13 protein-coding genes are annotated in these 18,325 nt (G+C 46.6%); 8 read left to right on the top strand and 5 right to left on the bottom strand.

The features are described from left to right. Positions 1-37 precede the first annotated feature (37 nt). The 5 genes from ACKU35_RS02145 to ACKU35_RS02125 all read right to left on the bottom strand — a co-directional run bounded on the left by ACKU35_RS02145 (position 38) and on the right by ACKU35_RS02125 (position 4,933). Entirely contained in the window at positions 38-979 is a 942-nt protein-coding gene (locus ACKU35_RS02145; RefSeq protein ID WP_319762703.1) for a glycerophosphodiester phosphodiesterase family protein, read from the bottom strand. Between the two features lie 13 nt (positions 980-992). Further along, entirely contained in the window at positions 993-2,273 is a 1,281-nt protein-coding gene (locus ACKU35_RS02140; RefSeq protein ID WP_319762701.1) for a TRAP transporter large permease, read from the bottom strand. Positions 2,274-2,277: 4 nt separating this feature from the next. Continuing rightward, positions 2,278-2,775, bottom strand: a complete 498-nt coding sequence (locus ACKU35_RS02135) for a TRAP transporter small permease (RefSeq protein WP_319762699.1) — start codon at positions 2,773-2,775, stop codon at positions 2,278-2,280. A 58-nt stretch (positions 2,776-2,833) separates the two neighbouring features. Next, a complete protein-coding gene (locus ACKU35_RS02130; RefSeq protein WP_319762696.1) occupies positions 2,834-3,835 on the bottom strand; it encodes a C4-dicarboxylate TRAP transporter substrate-binding protein in 1,002 nt (333 codons plus the stop codon). 69 nt (positions 3,836-3,904) lie between these two features. Then, a complete protein-coding gene (locus ACKU35_RS02125) occupies positions 3,905-4,933 on the bottom strand; it encodes a LacI family DNA-binding transcriptional regulator (protein WP_319762695.1) in 1,029 nt (342 codons plus the stop codon). 204 nt (positions 4,934-5,137) lie between these two features. Here ACKU35_RS02125 and ACKU35_RS02120 point away from each other — a divergent pair, with 204 nt between their 5' ends. The 8 genes from ACKU35_RS02120 to ACKU35_RS02085 all read left to right on the top strand — a co-directional run bounded on the left by ACKU35_RS02120 (position 5,138) and on the right by ACKU35_RS02085 (position 18,325). After that, positions 5,138-6,427, top strand: coding sequence for an MBL fold metallo-hydrolase (locus ACKU35_RS02120; RefSeq protein WP_319762693.1), 1,290 nt, complete (start codon positions 5,138-5,140; stop codon positions 6,425-6,427). Positions 6,428-6,712: 285 nt separating this feature from the next. Next, entirely contained in the window at positions 6,713-8,701 is a 1,989-nt protein-coding gene (locus ACKU35_RS02115) for a 7TM diverse intracellular signaling domain-containing protein (protein WP_319762691.1), read from the top strand. A gap of 13 nt (positions 8,702-8,714) precedes the next feature. Beyond that, positions 8,715-11,453 carry an ATP-binding protein gene (locus tag ACKU35_RS02110; RefSeq protein WP_319762688.1) on the top strand — a complete coding sequence of 913 codons (2,739 nt, stop codon included), beginning with the start codon at positions 8,715-8,717 and terminating at the stop codon, positions 11,451-11,453. A 114-nt stretch (positions 11,454-11,567) separates the two neighbouring features. After that, complete coding sequence (locus tag ACKU35_RS02105; RefSeq protein ID WP_319762686.1) at positions 11,568-12,239, top strand: response regulator transcription factor; 672 nt, start codon at positions 11,568-11,570, stop codon at positions 12,237-12,239. Between the two features lie 265 nt (positions 12,240-12,504). Then, positions 12,505-12,918 carry a choice-of-anchor X domain-containing protein gene (locus tag ACKU35_RS02100; RefSeq protein WP_319762685.1) on the top strand — a complete coding sequence of 138 codons (414 nt, stop codon included), beginning with the start codon at positions 12,505-12,507 and terminating at the stop codon, positions 12,916-12,918. Positions 12,919-13,491: 573 nt separating this feature from the next. Next, entirely contained in the window at positions 13,492-14,622 is a 1,131-nt protein-coding gene (locus ACKU35_RS02095; protein WP_319762682.1) for a DUF362 domain-containing protein, read from the top strand. A gap of 878 nt (positions 14,623-15,500) precedes the next feature. Beyond that, the gene (locus ACKU35_RS02090; protein ID WP_319762680.1) at positions 15,501-16,712 is read left to right on the top strand and encodes an MFS transporter; all 1,212 of its coding nucleotides are present in this window, start codon (positions 15,501-15,503) and stop codon (positions 16,710-16,712) included. A 272-nt stretch (positions 16,713-16,984) separates the two neighbouring features. After that, entirely contained in the window at positions 16,985-18,325 is a 1,341-nt protein-coding gene (locus tag ACKU35_RS02085; protein WP_319762678.1) for a Na(+)-translocating NADH-quinone reductase subunit A, read from the top strand.

The following is an 18,325-nucleotide window of genomic DNA, read 5'->3' as shown; positions in this document are numbered from 1 at the left end:
AGAAGCCGAAAGCCCCGTGCCTGAACCCCATGTCCGGTTAAATTTTGTAATCCGCCAGTGTACGGGCGGCCTTCGCATAATAATCAGTGAAAATACCATCTACCTTCATATCGCTAAGAGCGATCCATTCTTCTGGTTGGTTGGCGGTGTATACGAAAACTGCAAGTTTCCGAGCATGAGCTTTTTCAATGAAAACGGGAGATACAGTGCGGTACCAGAGGTTCACCGAAGTAGCTTTCATGGATACAGCGCTGTCCAGCAGTTTCTCGGTATAATATTTACCGCTAAGGCAGTCATTTATTTCTTGAGCCAACTTTGAATGTATTTCAGATTCGGGACAAATTCTATCAAGAAGTTCCAAATTGTCATTTAAAGTGGAAAACCGTGGCAGCATATAGTCTTCGTTGCCGTAAGCGAAAAGCTCTGCAAAGTACTGCTCTGCCTCCGGTCCGGTTTTTTCCAGCAGCCGGTTGCGACGAATGGCTCCATCCAGCAATGCTATCTTGACTTCGGGACAGATTTTGCGGATGGCTTCCAGCTCATTCCAGTTAAAAGAACTGACCAGAATGTCGGATATATTGAGTTTTCCTGCAACTACATATTCATTGAAAAGTTCCCCGGCTTTTCGGCCGGTATTGTTGCCTTTCAATTCCATATGGATTGCCGGACGTTTCTCTGCCGGGCAGGAAGCGAAGAAATCGAATATTTCCCCGAGAAAAGGGATGCGGTCTTCACCTTGCGCCGGGTCTCCGGCAAAGAGAGTTTTCAGAGTGGCGGAATCGGTACTGGAAACCTCTCCCGTCCCAGTGGAAACTTCTTCAAGATCCAGATTATGGACGATTACCAGCTCTTGATCTGCGCTGAGCTGGACATCAAATTCAATGGCCGCAACTCCTTCGGAAGTGACTTTCTCAAAAGCGCGGACGGTGTTTTGGTTGTATCCGGGGTATTTACAGCCCCTATGGCCGATGAGCATCATTTAAAAAACTCCACTAGAGAATGTTAGGCAGGAACATGATCACAGATGGCATATAAGTGACTATTACCAGAACAGCTAGCAATGCCAGAATAAACGGCCATATTTCGCGGCAGAATTCTCCTACGGTTGATCCGGTAATTGCACAGGTCGTGAACATCATTGAACCGAACGGCGGCGTAATACCTCCGATCATAATATTTACGATCATAATCAAACCAAAATGGATGGGATCGATGCCCATGCTTTTAACCAGCGGAACCAGTAGCGGAGCTACGATAATCAGCAGTGCTCCGCCTTCGAGGAACATACCAAGGAACAGCAGCAGGAAGTTAATGACGACCAGAATAAGCCACGGAGATTCTGATATAGCCAGAATACTATGGGTCAGTTGATGGGGAATACGCTCCCAGCTCATGTACTGCCCGAATACGGAGGCGGCTATAACAATCAGCATGACTGAGCTGGTGCCCAGAATGGTGTTCTTCATGATGATGGGAAAATGTTCCCATCTCAACTGCTTATAAAAGAAAACCCCGATGATGACGCAGAACAGAACAGCCATGGCTCCGGCTTCAGTGGGGGTGAAAACACCAAACCGGATACCGGCGATGATGCCTAACGGAAGCAAAAGTCCCCAGATGGATTCTCGAGCCTGTTTGATGATTTCCCTGCAGGAGGCCATCTTTTCGCGGGAAGGTTTGTAATCCCTCTTTCTGGCAATGAAATCTACAGTGAGCATCAGGGCCAAACACATGAGTATGCCCGGCATGTAGCCGCCGATGAACATCTTGGCCACTGATACCTGCGCGATAAGGGCGTAAATGATCAGGTTGATGCCCGGAGGAATCACCGGGGCAATGGCCGAAGAAGCAGCGGTTATCGCTGTTGCGAAAGCAGTGTTGTAGCCGCGTTTTGTCATTTGCGGGACAATGATTTTGGACTGCATGGCTGCGTCTGCGTTGGCAGAACCGGAGATTCCGCCCATGAGGGTGGAGAGCAGGACATTAACCTGAGCCAGACCGCCGCGCAGGTGTCCGGTGAGAACGTCGGCCATCTTCATCAGGCTGGAGCTGATGCCTGAAAAGTTCATAATTTCTCCGGCCATAATGAAAAAAGGAATGGCCAGCAGAGGAAAGGAAGCGGTGGAAGTTATGAATTTCTGCAGGATCAGGTCCGGAGGTGTGCCTACATCGCCGAAAGTGAAATATGCGAGTCCCGCCGCGAGCAGGGCAAATGCAATGGGGATACTGGTGAAGTACAGGGCCATTACAATGGTTACGGGAAATGTAATCATGGTTCTATTCTCCTTCTTCTGCCTGTTTACCGAAAAGTTTTCCTAAGTCCTGATACAGGAAAGCCAGTGCGTAGACAGCCATCAGGGAGAAACCGACCGTAAGTGCCAGATTCACGTAAATGGCGGGAACGTCAAGTACAGGGGTACGTTTAAGTTTGTTTGCCAGAATGTACAGAATACTGAGATAAACAATATATCCGTTGATGATGAACATGAGCAGGTCGATGACTACAGCAATGAACCTACGCCAGATGGGTGGGCCTACTTTGCTTATCATATCAATGCCGATATGCATTTTGTAACGGTACGCAGCGGCGGAACCGACGAAAACGGACCAGATGAATGCGGTAGTCGCCACTTCTTCGGCCCAGAAAAGACCGCCTTGGAAAAGATAGCGCAGCCCGACATTGACGATAACCACTGAAACGGTGATGCACAGGAAAAAACCGCTAAGCAGAAAGTCGAAATTCTTAAAAACAAATTTGGATGCTGTAGTAGACATTGTTCACCACCAAAAGCAGGGCACAGAAGCCAATGCTTCCATGCCCTGAATTAATTGTTTATCTCATTGCGTCGAGTTCTTTGAAGATAGACTGGTAAATACCGGGAGTCATACCTTTTTGTTCTTTGTAGAGAGGTTTGAGGGCTGCGCGAAAAGCGTCGCCGTCTACTTCGTTGAATTTTACGCCGTAGGATTCCAGCTCCTTAACCACGCCGCCGTGCTGGGACTTGAGCAGGTTGACCATGTGGGTTGCGCCGTTGGCGAATTCTTCAGCGATGATCTTCTGGTATTTGGCAGGAATTTTATTCCAGACTTTGGTGGAAATGTAGACACCACAGGTACCGAGAATGTGGTGGGTGTTAGCTACATTTTTGGTGGGGCCTTCGTATACTTTGGTGCCGATGTTGGTGAATTCGGAACCTTCGAGGCCGTCAACAACACCCTGCTGCACTGCGGAGAGGGTTTCGCCCCAGGGCAGTGGGGTAGCAACCGCGCCCATGGCGGTGAGGGTGTCGATGTAGGATTTGGAACCGGGGGTACGGATTTTCATGCCCTTGAGGTCGGCAGGAGTCTTGATGACTTTCTGGGTGATCAGGTTACGAAAACCGTAGATGTAGTCCAGAGCGAGTATTTTGATGCCCTGCTTTTCAGCTTCAGCTTCCATTTTCTTAACGAGGTCGGACTGGGTCAGGTTAACGTATTCATCAAAGCTGCGATAAAGCATGGGGGCGTACAGGGCCTTGAAATCGGGAACATAGTCGCCGATGAAGGAAGGATCTTCTACGGAGATGAATTTAGCTCCGCGTACAACCTGTTCTACACCTTCTTTGTATGCGGGCAACTGTGCCTGCGGAAAAGTCTGGATGTTGATTGCGCCGTCTGTCTTTCTGTAGATGGACTCGGCTACGGCATCCATGGATTTGGAAAGCTGCTCAGCAGGGCTGAAAACGTGGCTGAGTTTCAGGGTCAGTTTGTAATCGTCCGCCATGCACATTGTGCTCATGGACAGAAGCAGGACAGCTCCTGCGCAAAGCACGGAAAGGGTCTTCTTGAAGCTCATTGTAATCTTCCTCCTAAGTTTGTTTCCTTACTCTTCGGGATTGCGGCAACAATTGCGGCAACCCTTTTGCTACTGTCTGTCCCCGGCTTCCATTTCTTGCGGTACGGCAGCGGTGGATTCGCGGACAACCAGTTTGGTTTCCATCATATGTTGTTCCGGTTTGCCCGGAGTTTTCATCTTTTGAAGTAGAAGCTTACAGGCGCGTCTGCCCATCTCATAAGCGGGCTGACGGACTGTGGTCAGGGCCGGGACCATGTATGAGGCTGTGGGCATGTCATCAAAACCTACTATGGATAGGTCTTCGGGCAGGGAAAGACCTGCTTCCCGTGCTCCCTTGATAGCCCCGAGGGCGATATAATCGTTGGAGCAGAAAACCGCGCTGGGCGGAGAGTCCTGCTCAAGGAGTTGTTTGATCGAATCCTTTCCTCCGGCGAGGGAGTATTCGGTCTGGACCAGCAATTCTTTATCGTAGGGGATGTCGTTGTCTTTGAGGCATTGGCGGTAGCCGTGCCAGCGGTGATAGGATCTGTCCGTTACGGAGAAGTTGCCCGCGATCATGCCGATCCTGCGGTGACCGAGTGATACGAGATGTTCGGTGGCAACGTAACCTCCACGATAGTTATCAACACCCACAGCGGAAATGGAACCGCCTTTTACCGTGCTGAAAAGGAGAACAAACGGGACTTTCTCATTTATAAGAGTCTTGATTATTTCACCCTTGGGATTGGTCGTTGTGATGATCAGGCCGTCCACCTGACTTTCCCGCAGGGCTGTGATCAGGCTTTCTTCCTGAGAGATTTTGTAGGATGTGTTGCCGAGGATGACCTTGATCTGCTTTTTCTCGGCATATTCCTGAACCCCGAGAGTGGATTCAGCAAATACCGGGTTATTGATGTTGGGGATGATCAGTCCGATGGTGTTGGACTTCTTGGTGGCGAATCCACGTGCTAGAGCATTATATTTATAGTTGCACATCTTCATGGCCCGGAGAACTTTCTCACGGGTCTTTTCGCGCACAGAATCAGGGGAATTGATCACCCGGGAAACTGTGGCGGTGGAGACTTGCGCTAAACGTGCAACATCAAGAATAGTACTCACTGACAACCTCGCCATGTAAACGTTTACATTTCCCTAGCAGCTTGATACTGTTTGTGTCAACAAAATTGCAAAAATTTAAATTAACTTATTGAATTATATAACTAAAATTAAAAATATATTCTAATGTATAGACGTTGTTAGTGACGATTGCATTTCGTCTAGGTCATTTCTATGTAAACATATACATTTTGAGAGAAGGGGATGATGGCTACCAGTACTTTGCAAAAGCTTACCTGTCATGTGCAGCGGATTGAACACTGCGGGATGTATGTGGATTTAGTGCATACGTCCAAAGGAACCGTGCGTATCGGCAGCATGCCCGATGTAGCAAAATTTTTGACCGAACACGGTTTTCGTGAAGAGATAATCGTAGTTCCGCCATGGGAGGTTTCCCTTGCAGGAGATAATCGAACCGGGGAAGAGTTTGTTCTCTGGCAGGCCCAGATCAAGGGGGGGATACTCAAAGAATACGTAGGCTTGAAAGATGATGTTGAACAGTTGCATCAACATTTGGAGCGGATTTTCCCCTATTTCTTTGATGATGCGAACCTTAAGGTGGTGCGTAAGGACTGGCTCGGAAGATGGTTTCATCATAATGCAGCCGACCCCAGCTACCGAAACGGTGGTTTGGAGATATGTTGTACTGACGGCAACATCTTTATATCTGATGGCGGAATGCTGCTCTATGATCGCAAGACCATTGCGCCAGACTATGCCCCGGACAATGACATTGAATCCTTGCTGGAGACTGTTCCCGGAGACGGCGCGAAACGTGAAAAGCTCGAAGTTGTTCCTGTCGGTTGCGGAAACGGAGTTTACGGTACAGTTGCAAATTCCATTGTCCGTTTCGGAGAGTATGTAATCTGGATAGATCCTTGCGGATATCCGGCTCAAACCCTTGCGCGGCATGGGATTCACTGGGATGACATTACCCACTTCCTCTTTACCCACAACCACGAAGACCACGTGCAGGGATTCACGGCTTGCATGCAGCGGGCAATCAGGCAGAACCGTAAACTGAAATTGATTATGGCGGCACAGCCGTACCGGGTTCTGGCTGATCTTTATGAACCTCTTTTTCCTGATCTTGTGGATCATGTAGAGTTTTTCGAGCTTGTACCCGGCAGAACTCTGCAACTTGGTCAGTTAAGGATAGAGAGTCGCTGGAATCATCATATACTGCCTTACGGCACGGTGGGATTGAAAATTTCAGGTGGGGGGAGTTTCTTTGGGTATTCCGGGGATACCAAGTACGATGAGGAGATTAATCAAGTCCTGAATCGAGCTGAACTTGATGCCGAATGGTTCGGAGATTGCGATCTGGTGTTCCATGAAATAGAATTTGATAATCTGTACAGTGTGCATTCCCATTGGAAGCAGGTTGAGTCTTTACAAAGCAAAATTAAAGGCAGAGTTCTCGGATACCATTGCCCTTTTTTGAAGAACAGTCCCTTCCCACTGGCTGAAGAAGGGCGATGCTACATACTTGATTGATTTGTAACCAGATGTCTTGAAATAACGTATTAAATAAATTCCGCCATAATAGGCTGTTAAGCCGAAATTACTTCTGGGGACAGTTGAATTTTCAGATGACGGCTACTCCCTGCTGCTCATAGCACAGAATTGTTGGGCGTCAATTTCATCCCCTAGAATTACACAGCCCTCTGACTGGTTTTCCTGTAATTGTTCTTCTTGAGAGAAACTCCTTCCTTGCTGATACAGTCTTAACTGATGTAAGAGCTGATTCTGTTGTCGATAAGAAATAATGGAGCCTTAGCAATGAGCAAGAAATCCACGTCCACTTTATATTGCCGTGTTTTACGATTCTGTTTTTTCTTTATTGTACTGACGGCAATGCTTGCTCCTGTTTACTCTCACGCAACCGCTCCTCAAGTCATAGATTTGAATGGCAGTCAGGAAAGCTATGACCTCCGAAATTACGCAACCGTCCTTCCTGATAACGGCTATTCAATTGAGCAGGTTTCCTCTCCAGAATTTTATGACAAATTTCAAGCTGCTGGCGGATCGTTTTATCCGGGGGCGAATAAGTCTGGATACTGGCTGCGTTTTACTGTCGTTCTGAAAGACTCCAGCATACCCCACAGATGGATTTTTGAAGTAGTTCCTCCTCAAATTAAAAAGATAATTCTTTTTATCCAAAATACGGCTGGCGGAGATTGGAACGCATGGCACGCCGGGTATGGAAACGAGAAGCGTACAAGCTGGCGTGGCGAATTGTTCCTTGCGCATGGGGTTAAGTTGGGTGTTGCGCCGGTAACTTTCTATGTGTTTGTTCAGGCTGAGGATTCATTCTTCAATCCATTACTGCTTGTTCCCGAAAACATGTTTTTCCGCGAAAGAATGGCCGAAAATGTTTGGATTGCCGCAGCCTTCGGCTTCGCTTTTGCCCTGATAAGTTACAACCTGTTCCTGTTCGGCTGCCTGAGAGATCGGAGTTATTTGTGGTACTCCCTACAAGGTCTTTCTTTGGCGATTTATTTTTTGTTGGTTCGCGGTGTAGTCTTTCAATATGTCACCATTGAGAGTTCGTTTGTTGCTCCACTTACTTTCGCCTTTCTAGCTCTTTTTCATTTTTTCAGTGCGCTGTTTGTCAGGGACTTCTTTACTACTGCTGCCAATTCCAAATGGTTCAAAATCTTACTTAGCATCCTTCCAATTGTTCCTGCCGTATTGTTTGCGGCTATTTTCTTTCTTCCTGTCGTGCTGACGACAACTGCTATCTCCGTATTGAATATCTTTTTCCCAGCCGTATATTTATTTTTAGGCAGTTCGGCTTTGCTTAATGGATACTCGCCAGCACGCTTTTTTTTGCTTGCATGGACGGTGCTTCTTGTAATTGCAATCCTGACCGGTTTCGGTGGATTGGTGGTTGTTCGCAGTCTTGAGAAAATGCTTGTGTTGCTACAGGCTTCGAGCCTTCTTGAATTGCTGCTCCTGTCTTTGGCGTTGGCGGACAGGATTGAGAATTTACGTCGTAAAAAATACATTGCCGCTGAGGTTAATGTTCTCAAAAGTTCATTTGTTTCCGCAATGGGCAAAGAAATTTGCGACCCACTCGATAGAATTGATGCAGAGAGCAGGCATGTGCTGGAATCAGATCTTGATTCTCAGCAAAGCAAGGCCATTGCTATAATTCATAGCTCAGCTGAATATTTAAAGCAGATTGTAAGTGATATGGCTGACATGGATGCCATTGAAAGCGATCAGGTTGTTTTTCTGAAGGAACAAATTAATTTCCCTGAATTCATTTCCGAAATTGAAAATTTAGTCCGTCCCTCGACGGTCGTAAAAGGGCTTGGGCTGGTTGTAAACATGATTGGTCCTCTTCCCGACACAATTACCGCCGACCCCGTACGACTTCGACAAATTCTGCTGAACCTTCTTGGTAATGCGGTCAAATTTACAAATAGTGGTGAAGTTCGCCTTGTGCTGGAAATGTGTGAAAGTGGAACGCTCAAGATTTCTGTCAGCGATACCGGTATTGGTATTTCTCCTGAAAAGTTGGAAACGGTTTTCGATAGTTATTACCAGACGGATAGATCCATGTCGCGAAGTTATGGCGGGACTGGGTTGGGGCTGGCGATCAGCAAGAGGTTGGTGAATAAAATGGGTGGTGCAATTCATGCTGAGAGTATAGTCGGTGAGGGGAGTTGTTTTTCTGTGGTCTTTCCATTTGAAAACGATGTCCTCCTTGCTGATACAGTCTTAAGTGATGTAAGAACTGATTCTGTTGTTGATAAGAAATAATGGAGCCTTAGCAATGAGCAAGAAATCCACGTCCACTTTATATTGCCGTGTTTTACGATTCTGTTTTTTCTTTATTGTACTGACGGCAATGCTTGCTCCTGTTTACTCTCACGCAACCGCTCCTCAAGTCATAGATTTGAATGGCAGTCAGGAAAGCTATGACCTGCGCGATTATGTTACTGTGCTTAAAGATGAAGGCTATTCCATTGAGCAGATCGCTTCCGCTGCATTAACCGATAAGTTTTCCAAACCCGGCTCAGACTTTTATCCCGGTTTGAGTGAACAGGGTTACTGGCTTCATTTCAGGGTCAAGGCTGACCCTGCTCAGGTAGATCAGATCTGGCGTGTTGCACTCACCCCGCCGCAAACCAAACAGTTTACCATGTTTTACCCTGAAACAGTTAAAGGGATGAAATCAGGCTGGGGGCGCTGGGATGCCGGGTATGAAAATCCAAGGCGAACCAGTTGGAAAGGAGAGGACTTTTTGGCCTTTAGGCTGCCACTGCATGAAGAGGCGACCGATTATTATGTTTACTATTGCGCCGAGGATACTAATTATAATGTATTTGAACTGGTTGATGAGAATAGTTTTCGTGAAAGTAGTAGGTTAAAACTACTTTTTGCTTCTATCGTTGCCGGGTTTTCAGGAGCCCTGATCCTATATAATTTTTTCCTGTTTTTTTCTTTAAGAGATATCAGCCATCTTTGGTATTCATTGCAGTGTTTATCAATAAACATATATTATTTTACAGTGAGTGATACAATAATTGAGTTCGTAGATATCCCAATTGAATACTATATTGTATTGAATTATTTCTTTCTTGGTCTATTTATGCTTTTGAGTTCTTTCTTTGTAGAAAGTTTTTTAGGTAATATAAAAGAAAAAACATATGTAAAAATAATTTTTATTGTCTTAAAATTAATTTCTTTTTTTAGTATAGTCATTTCTTTCTTTTATGGAGTAGATGTCATGACACCCATATCCGGGATTATGATGATAATTTATTCTATAACGTTTATTCTCCTTGGTGTATGCAGTTACCGCAACGGATTTACTGCAGCCAGATTATATTTAGTCGCTTGGAGTATTTTCTGCCTTGGATTGTCGTTTGCCAGTTTTTGTACGATTACCGGATTGGCTAATTTGAATTATCTTATCTCCATAATGCAGGTTTGCAATATGTTTGAGATGCTTTTCTTCTCTCTTGCTCTGGCTGACCGCATTTCTGTTTTTCGCCGCGACCGCCAGGTCGCCGAGGCCTTGAGCCAGGCCAAGAGTTCCTTTCTTGCTACCATGAGCCATGAAATCCGTACTCCGCTCAACGCCATAGTGGGTATGAGCAGGGTGATATTGCAATCCGATCTTACTCCCGGCCAACGCAGGAAAATGTCAGTGGTGCGCAATTCCTCTGACCACTTGCAACGCATCATCAATGATATCCTCGATTTTTCCCGCATTGAAGCAGGTAAAATGGAGCTTGAACATCTGGATTTCGATTTGAGGGAGATCGTGAATGTCGTTGCAGATGTTACCCGCTTGGAATCTACATCTAAGGGGCTTGAATTCTATGTGGAAGTGGATAACCGTTTACCCCGGGCGGTGAAGGGGGATCCGGTCCGTTTGCGGCAGGTGTTGCTTAACCTGCTTAGTAACGCAGTCAAATTTTGCGAATCAGGATCAGTATCGCTTAAGGTCGAGCTCTTGGATGAAGCGATCGTTCAATTTTCTGTCTCCGATACCGGTATTGGTATACCAAGAGAATTGCAGGAAAATATTTTTGATAAATTCGCTCAGGCCGATGGTTCCATGAGTCGGCGTTTCGGAGGCACCGGGCTGGGCCTTTCCATCTGCAAACAGCTTGTTGATATGATGGGCGGTACCATTGACCTGCATAGTTCTGTCGATTCAGGGACCACCGTCACATTCATTTTGCCGCTCGAACCGGGCCTGTTTCGTGAGGCCGTCAGGATCGATCATCCGCTTAAGGCAATGGCTGCTTCGGCAAAGCCGCTCAAGCTGCTGGTTGCCGAGGACAACATGAACAATATTGAGCTGATGAAAGCTGTCCTTGATCAGACCCCGCATACTGTGATTTATGTGCATGACGGAAAAACAGCACTAAAATCTGTACGTGAAGGCAATTATGATCTGGTTCTTATGGATCTGGAAATGCCGGAAATGAATGGTCTTGAAGCCCTGCGTGCGATCCGTGCAGGAGAAGCAGGCGAGGATAAAATGCAAATCCCGGTAGTAGCCCTGACCGCACATGCTCTGGATGAAATCAGGGCTGAGTGCGAGCAGGCCGGGATGAATGGATTTGTCTCCAAACCGTTCAATGTGGACGACCTGTTGATGGTTATTGCGGCATCGGTCCACAGTACCACTTTTATCGATCTGGCGCGGAAGGCCGATGAAAATCCGGAAGCCTTGTCCGTTTTTGATGAGTCCGGTTTTCGGTTTATGTTCGGTGAGGATGATGCATTATGCAGCCGGGTGATAAAATCCTTCCTTGAGGAGTTGCCGCTACAGCTTAGCGCAATGGAAAAATCAATCGAGCTCGGCGATTACGAAAAACTTGCCGGGGATGCTCATTTCCTTAAAACATCAGCCGGGGTAATCAGTGCTGGAAAGTTGCTCCTATCTACCGGAAAGCTTGAACAGGTCGCCAGAAGCGGCAATGGGGAGATTCAAAGAGTATATCAGGAGGTGGCCTGCGCTGCTGATGAATTGAAAGTTGTTTTGCGGGGATGATGTCTGATTATGTTTAAAAGCATAAGAACATTTTGGACGTGCTTGCCATTATTTGTTAAATAGTTTTTCTGTGTAGATATTGTTTTTTTATACGTTTTTAAGGTGTTGGGGAGTATGACGATTCAAGAACAACCGGATTCCAGACAATGTGTGCTTCTTGTAGATGACCATCCGCTTTTTCGGGAAGGGGTAAAGGCCATAATTAACAGGTCCGAAGAGTATTACATCTGCTGTGAGGCCGGCACCAGTGCCGAAGCTTTGCAGGTTGCAGAATCCGAAAGGCCGAAACTTGCCATCATAGACATCAACCTGCCGGATTATGACGGAATCAGGCTTTCCGAGGAACTTTTAGGGCTTTATCCCGATATTAAGATTCTGATTGTCAGTATGACAACACAGGTTGAGCAGATAGCGGCATCTTTTCAGGCCGGGGCAACCGGGTATATGAACAAGATTTCCGCCTCGGGGGAACTGATCAAGGCTTTAGATGCTACCAGAGCGGGAAACTTCTACCTTGACGGCACAGTTTCTCAGGAAGTTGCCGAAGATTTCTTCATGCACCGCAAAAGCATGGCTGACGGTTCATATGCCGCGCTCACTCCCCGCGAACGGGAAATAATGCAACTGCTGGCTCGTGACTACTCAGTTAAGGATGTAGCCGAACGTCTCTTCATTAGTCCCAGAACCGTGGAAAACCACCGCTCCAACCTTATGCGTAAATTGGGCCTTAAAAGTACAATCGAATTCATACGTTACGCCTTCAAACAGGGGCTGATCGAACTTTAAGAACAGCTTAAGCTTACATAAATAGTTTTCATAAATAGGGGAATCGCACAGATTGTTTGTGCGGTTCCCCTATTTATTTTGATTCTCCACTTAAATATGCAGTACATGCGTGGACCTTTCTTTATGAATCCACTGGCTGCGCTTCTCCCTTTGTCCCCTGTTAGATGAATAAGGAGATTTACCCCTGCGGATTTTACAGTCGTCCGGTGCAGCCCGGTTTTATGTTCATCCTTGGAAATTTAACTGTTTATTTAGGAGTTGTAAGATGAAGAAATTTGTTTGTCTCGGTATTGTTGTATGCATGATGATGTTTGCCGCCGGTTGTAAGAAAGCTGTTCGCCCCGACGGTTCCCCCGCACCTGAGCCTGTTGTTTCCGGTTCAGTTGCTGATACTCAGGCCGGTCTGGTTCTGATCACAGTTGCTGCCGGTGATTTCGGCCCTCAGGCTGATGCATGGCTGTACAGTGACGGTAAGAAATTCAACGACAAGACCACTGCTTACGATGACGGCACCAACGGCGACAAAGTTGCCGGTGATGGCGTTTACACCGTCGTTATGAACGGCGAAGGTGACAACAACACCGTAGCAGGCTGGACCAAGTGGGGTAAAGTGCGCAATGTAGTAATGTACGACAAGTACGACCAGAAAGCTAAATCTCCCCGTCCTGTAATCAAATAATTTGATCTAGATTCGCCGTGACCGTCTTCCTTTGGAGGCGGTCACGTTTTTTTTATTTCACATATCTTTTTTCCACATCTTCTGCAGTTTTTTGTCTGGTCGTATTTATATTACGTTGCTGTAAGATCATCTGTTTTACACAACCTTGGCATAGAATATTCAAGATCGCTATTTTCAATACTAAAGACTTCTTCTCTACCTATAAATAATTCAATCTGTATATCTGGAATACCTTTTCCCTTAAAATTTCGATATATTTTCCCCACCCCATGTTGATGGTTTTTGATTTCATTATATTAAATTCTTTTTGCCATATTTGCCTGTAGGATTAGACTAGGAATATGTCAGTTCGCGCATATATCCGAATAAAGAGATGTTGTACTAGAATTATATTTGGTTACTGGAGAATGAAAAACATGTTTCGTGTGTACTCCGGTTGATACTGCATATCTGCTTATTCTTGGAATGAGCGATTTTACCCGCTGGTGTGAAAATATAAATTAAAGTATGCTGGGGACGACTCGTTCGTGATAAATAAAATTAAGAATTATAAAGTATAGTACAGGAGAGAAAATGGAAAAAGCTAAAGTGTTTTTTACAAATTTTCGTACAAAGGCTTTTGGTGACGGTTTACCTACCAAGCTTAAAAAAATGATCAAGAAAGCGGGCATTGGCGATATTGATATGGATGGGCGCTTTGCAGCCATCAAGCTCCATTTCGGCGAGCTGGGAAATATCAGCTACCTGCGCCCCAACTATTCTAAAGCTGTTGCCGATGTGGTTAAGGAACTTGGCGGAAAACCGTTTCTGACCGACTGTAATACCTTGTATCCGGGTAGCCGCAAGAACGCTCTCGAGCATTTGGAATGTGCCTGGGAAAATGGTTTTACCCCGCTGACTGTGGGTTGTCCCATTTTAATTGGTGACGGCTTAAAAGGTACCGACGATGTTGAGGTGCCCGTGGTCGGAGGTGAATATATCAAAAAAGCTAAAATCGGACGTGCGGTAATGGATGCGGATGTTTTTATCAGCCTGACACATTTTAAAGGGCATGAACTAACCGGGTTCGGCGGTGCCATTAAAAATATCGGTATGGGATGCGGGTCAAGAGCCGGTAAGGCTGATCAGCACAGTGACAGTAAGGCTTCCGTTAATGAAGAATTATGCAGGGCCTGCAAAACATGTCTCAAAGAGTGCGCTAACGATGCGCTTCATTTCAATGAGGAAATAGAGAAAGCGTATATCGACCAGAATAAGTGTGTGGGCTGTGGCCGTTGCCTCGGGGCATGCAATTTCGACGCTATCTCTTTCGGATTCAACGCCGCGGTAAAATCACTCAACTGTCGCATGGCCGAATATACCAAAGCGGTACTGGACGGACGCCCTCATTTCCACATTTCGTTGATCGTGGACGTTTCTCCCAACTGTGACTGCCACGGCGAAAATGACGTGCCCATCCTGCCAAATATCGGAATGTTCGCTTCTTTCGATCCTCTGGCCCTTGATCAGGCCTGTGTGGATGCCTGCCTCAAGGCTAAACCTCTGCCCGGCAGCCAGTTGGCGGAGAATATGGCAAAGGGTGATTTTGTAAACCACCATGACCATTTTTCCAATTCAACTCCTGAATCCGAATGGCAAACCTGTCTTGAGCATTCAGAAAAAATAGGTCTTGGAACCAGAGAGTATGAATTGATAGAAGTTTAATTATGATAAATATATCTTAATGCAAAACTGCTGCAACCGGAGGCTTACCGCCGTTTGACCGGGGTCAAATAAGATCCTCGAGTGGCAGATATTTTGCTGTTTAAGCAAGTAGCCGGAATCAAGCATAGCTATGCTTGAGCTTGGATTCCGGCTACTTTCTTTTTTACACCTCTCCTTTTCTCACTCGCGGGATTTTTCCCTTAGTCTTTCGTTAAAGGAGAATAAAAAAGTACAAAATACACACGTTAAACCGGATAAGGTTTATGCCATTTCCGGTCATACTGATATGTGAATAATGCCGGTATTATTGAAACTGATCCCATCTGACTTTCAGGTCTTTGGTACTGTTGTCTGTTTAGGAAACAGTTATTAGTATATCGTTAATTTCGAGTGAGTTATGATCACCTCCAGTCGCTGAATGATTAGTTGAGAAGCATCCCCACGATGCTTTCAACGTAAATCCACCCAATAAAGGATATTGTTAATTTAGCAAATAATGATCCAAAATGTAATGGTTAATTATTTTTAGTGTTTATTGATATGATCAGTTTTTTTGTGTGTTTCATGTTCGACTACCGGAAATAACGTTGATTGTGATTAATTGAACAATTGGTCCGTGAGCGAATCGGCATTCCCTGTATTTAAGGGCCTTAAACGCAGTATATGTCTTTTTGACACACTTAAAAAATCAAATAGTCATAATGACCCTATAAACTTGTATAGATTTAAATTGAAGTAGAGCATCTATGCATGTTACTTACGTACCCTCAGGGCATAAGACGTTGTTTAACAGTGGATTATGGCTATATTCACAGGTGTTTATTTGTCGAGTAGCAGAGCTGTAATATACAATGTGAGAGTTTGCCGGCGGAGGCTGCATGGAGAGAAAGGTGCTTACCCTATTCGGGCGAAAAATTATGGACGATTGCGTCGAAGCACGGCAGGGAACTGTTCTGGCGGTACTTGGAACGGTTTTTTTTTCGACCTTTGGTGTAGGCGCTTATACTTTTTCATTGTCCTTAAGCGCCGGTTCCAGTGGATTGTCCGCTTCCTGGCTCGGGCTTGCATTTTCAGGATATTTTCTTGCCCGGCTTGTCCTTGCACCGCTGGCGGGATACAGCGCGGATTATTTTGGCCCGATGTCTCTTTTGCGCTGGGCTTGCGGGGTAGGGACTGCTGTCCCATTTATATATTATTTTTTCCCGACAGCGGAGTCTCTGGGGATAATTCAGATCTGTCTTGGATTTTGTACCGGAATAGTCAAACCCGTGAGTATGGCTCTGCTTGGTCAATGCGTCTTGAAAAAGAAGCGCGGGAGTCTATTCGCTCTTTATAATACCTATTTGTATTGTGCTTTGGTTGTCGGCCCGCTTGCGGGGGGAATCGGAGTCTGGATTCAGGGAAAAATGGGATTTATGAGCCTTATCTGGCCTTTTGCGGGCATGGGCTTATCGTTCATCGCTCTTTTGATAAGCAGGGCTGGGAATCTGTTGGCTCCGGTTGGAAAACATAAAGAAAAAGAAGGTCTGCCGTGGCATAATTCAGGATTTTCGACCCTCCTCCTTGCTGTGCTGGGACGCACGGCGGGAGCATCGGTTGTAATAACTTTTCTGCCCCGGCTGATCAGCGCAAATTTCGGATTGAACGGCGTTTTTGCAGGGTTCCTCTTTGCTCTTCCAAATCTGATTATCATTCTGGCAATGCCTTTTACAGGCCGCTGGGCTGATGTGCGGGACCGCTCCGGCTTGACCTTTCTGGGAATGGGCTTGTGCGCAGCCTGTCTATTCGGTCTGGGGCAGCCTGTTTCCCTGTTAGTTTTCTGCCTGCTTGTCGCTGGGATGGGATTCGGATCGGCCTTATCGCTCCCGGCTTCCATGTCGCTGGCTGCTGATATGTGCGGGTCAAAAGGGAGGGTTATGGGTTTTTTTCTGGGAGTTGCCAATCTAGGTTTTGTGCTCGGGCCGGGGATAGCCGGATTCGCGGCCGAGACGGGGGGCATGGCAGACGCCTTCGAGCTGACGGCATTGTTCAGCGGGGTTTGTCTGCTGCCTACTTTTATACTCATGAGCAAAAGACTGTATGTTGAGTGATTTCAGACTATTGACCACTGATCAAATGTTGTATTCATAAAGTTTTGACAACCTATTGACCTTTTCTATTTCTCTGGATAAGAAACAATTTAAATACTTCGTGCGTATTACCCCACACCTTCCGAAAATTCTATTCGGAGCGCATTGAAGCTTTACTTAGTTCCACACCATCCACCCATCAAGGAGACGTCTTAGCGCATGCGCCGAGACGGGTTGTACTGTTGCACCCAAGTTTAAGTCCGTTAACCCTTTAGGGACAAGGTGTATTCTCCATGATAAAACTCAAAAAAGGACTCGATATTCCTATCTCGGGCGAGCCCGCGCTGGATATTTTTGAAGAAAAATCTCCAAGTACCGTGGCTGTCCTCGGTGGCGACTATATCGGAATGAAACCGAGCATGGCCGTTGCCGAGGGAGATACAGTCAAGCTGGGACAGCCTCTCTTTGCGGATAAAAAGATCGACGGTGTCGTCTTTACCGCTCCGGGAGCCGGGAAAGTCCTTGCTGTCAACAGAGGTGAACGCAGAATTTTACAATCTGTGGTCATCGAGCTCGATGAAACCGTCGGTGAAGTAGAGTTTCCGGTTTATGATTCAGACAAGTTGCTTGGTCTTGACCGGGACAAGGTTGTCGAGAATCTGGTAAATTCGGGAATGTGGACCGCGTTTCGCACGCGCCCGTTCAGCAAGACTCCGTCCCCGGAATCCGAAGCCCGCTCAATCTTCGTAACGGCCATGGATACCAATCCTCTGGCCCCGGACCCCGCTCCCATAATCTGGAAAGAATCCGATGCGTGGCTGGATGGTCTGCGTGTACTTAACTGCCTGAATGAAACAGTTAATGTATGTGTCGCCGGCGATGCTGCGCTGCCCCTGATTCAGGAAGTGAAAATGCATATGTTTGCGGGCCCGCATCCTGCCGGACTGCCCGGAACCCACATCCATTTTGTCGATCCGGTCGGTCCTGCCAAGACTGTCTGGCACATCGGTTATCAGGACGTCATTGCCATTGGTAAACTCTTTACCACCGGACGGCTTTCCACTGAACGCTATGTCGCTCTTTGCGGACCTATGGCAGTCCGGCCGCGGATCATCAAAACCCGCATGGGTGCTAATCTTGATGAAATGCTGGCCGGAGAGCTCAAAAGCGGAAGTGTACGGGCTGTTTCCGGCTCGGTACTGACCGGGACAAAGGCGGAAGGCCCCCTTGCTTTCCTCGGTCGCTTTCACAATCAGGTCTCAGCCCTTGCCGAAGGCGGAGAAAGTGAGCTTCTGGGCTGGCTGGCTCCGGGCCGTGATAAATTCTCTGTTAAATCCATATTTGCCTCAGCTTTCAGCAAAAAGAAAAAGCGTTTTGATATGAACACGCTTCTGGGAGGCAGCCATCGCGCTATTTTCCCCACCGGGGCTTATGAGCAGGTTATGCCGCTGGATATTCTGCCGACCTATCTGGTCCGGGCTATGGCGGTCATGGATACGGATGAGTCACAGGCCCTTGGCTGTCTGGAGCTGGATGAGGAAGACCTCGCCCTTATGTCCTTCGTGGATTGCGGCAAGAATGATTTCGGGCTCATGTTGCGCGAAGTCCTCACCCAAATTGAGAAGGAAGGGTAA

The organism is Maridesulfovibrio sp. (genome assembly GCF_963676065.1).
Classification (GTDB): Bacteria; Desulfobacterota; Desulfovibrionia; order Desulfovibrionales; family Desulfovibrionaceae; genus Maridesulfovibrio.
The sequence above is the reverse complement of the archived record's forward strand: the minus strand, read 5'-3'. Positions and strand labels throughout refer to the sequence as shown.

Coding starts and splice junctions, on each gene's coding strand:
- ACKU35_RS02100 (WP_319762685.1), top strand. CDS start 12,505: ATGAAGAAATTTGTTTGTCTCGGTATTGTTGTATGCATGATGATGTTT.
- ACKU35_RS02120 (WP_319762693.1), top strand. CDS start 5,138: ATGGCTACCAGTACTTTGCAAAAGCTTACCTGTCATGTGCAGCGGATT.
- ACKU35_RS02130 (WP_319762696.1), bottom strand. CDS start 3,835: ATGAGCTTCAAGAAGACCCTTTCCGTGCTTTGCGCAGGAGCTGTCCTG.
- ACKU35_RS02115 (WP_319762691.1), top strand. CDS start 6,713: ATGAGCAAGAAATCCACGTCCACTTTATATTGCCGTGTTTTACGATTC.
- ACKU35_RS02135 (WP_319762699.1), bottom strand. CDS start 2,775: ATGTCTACTACAGCATCCAAATTTGTTTTTAAGAATTTCGACTTTCTG.
- ACKU35_RS02090 (WP_319762680.1), top strand. CDS start 15,501: ATGGAGAGAAAGGTGCTTACCCTATTCGGGCGAAAAATTATGGACGAT.
- ACKU35_RS02145 (WP_319762703.1), bottom strand. CDS start 979: ATGATGCTCATCGGCCATAGGGGCTGTAAATACCCCGGATACAACCAA.
- ACKU35_RS02095 (WP_319762682.1), top strand. CDS start 13,492: ATGGAAAAAGCTAAAGTGTTTTTTACAAATTTTCGTACAAAGGCTTTT.
- ACKU35_RS02105 (WP_319762686.1), top strand. CDS start 11,568: ATGACGATTCAAGAACAACCGGATTCCAGACAATGTGTGCTTCTTGTA.
- ACKU35_RS02110 (WP_319762688.1), top strand. CDS start 8,715: ATGAGCAAGAAATCCACGTCCACTTTATATTGCCGTGTTTTACGATTC.
- ACKU35_RS02140 (WP_319762701.1), bottom strand. CDS start 2,273: ATGATTACATTTCCCGTAACCATTGTAATGGCCCTGTACTTCACCAGT.
- ACKU35_RS02085 (WP_319762678.1), top strand. CDS start 16,985: ATGATAAAACTCAAAAAAGGACTCGATATTCCTATCTCGGGCGAGCCC.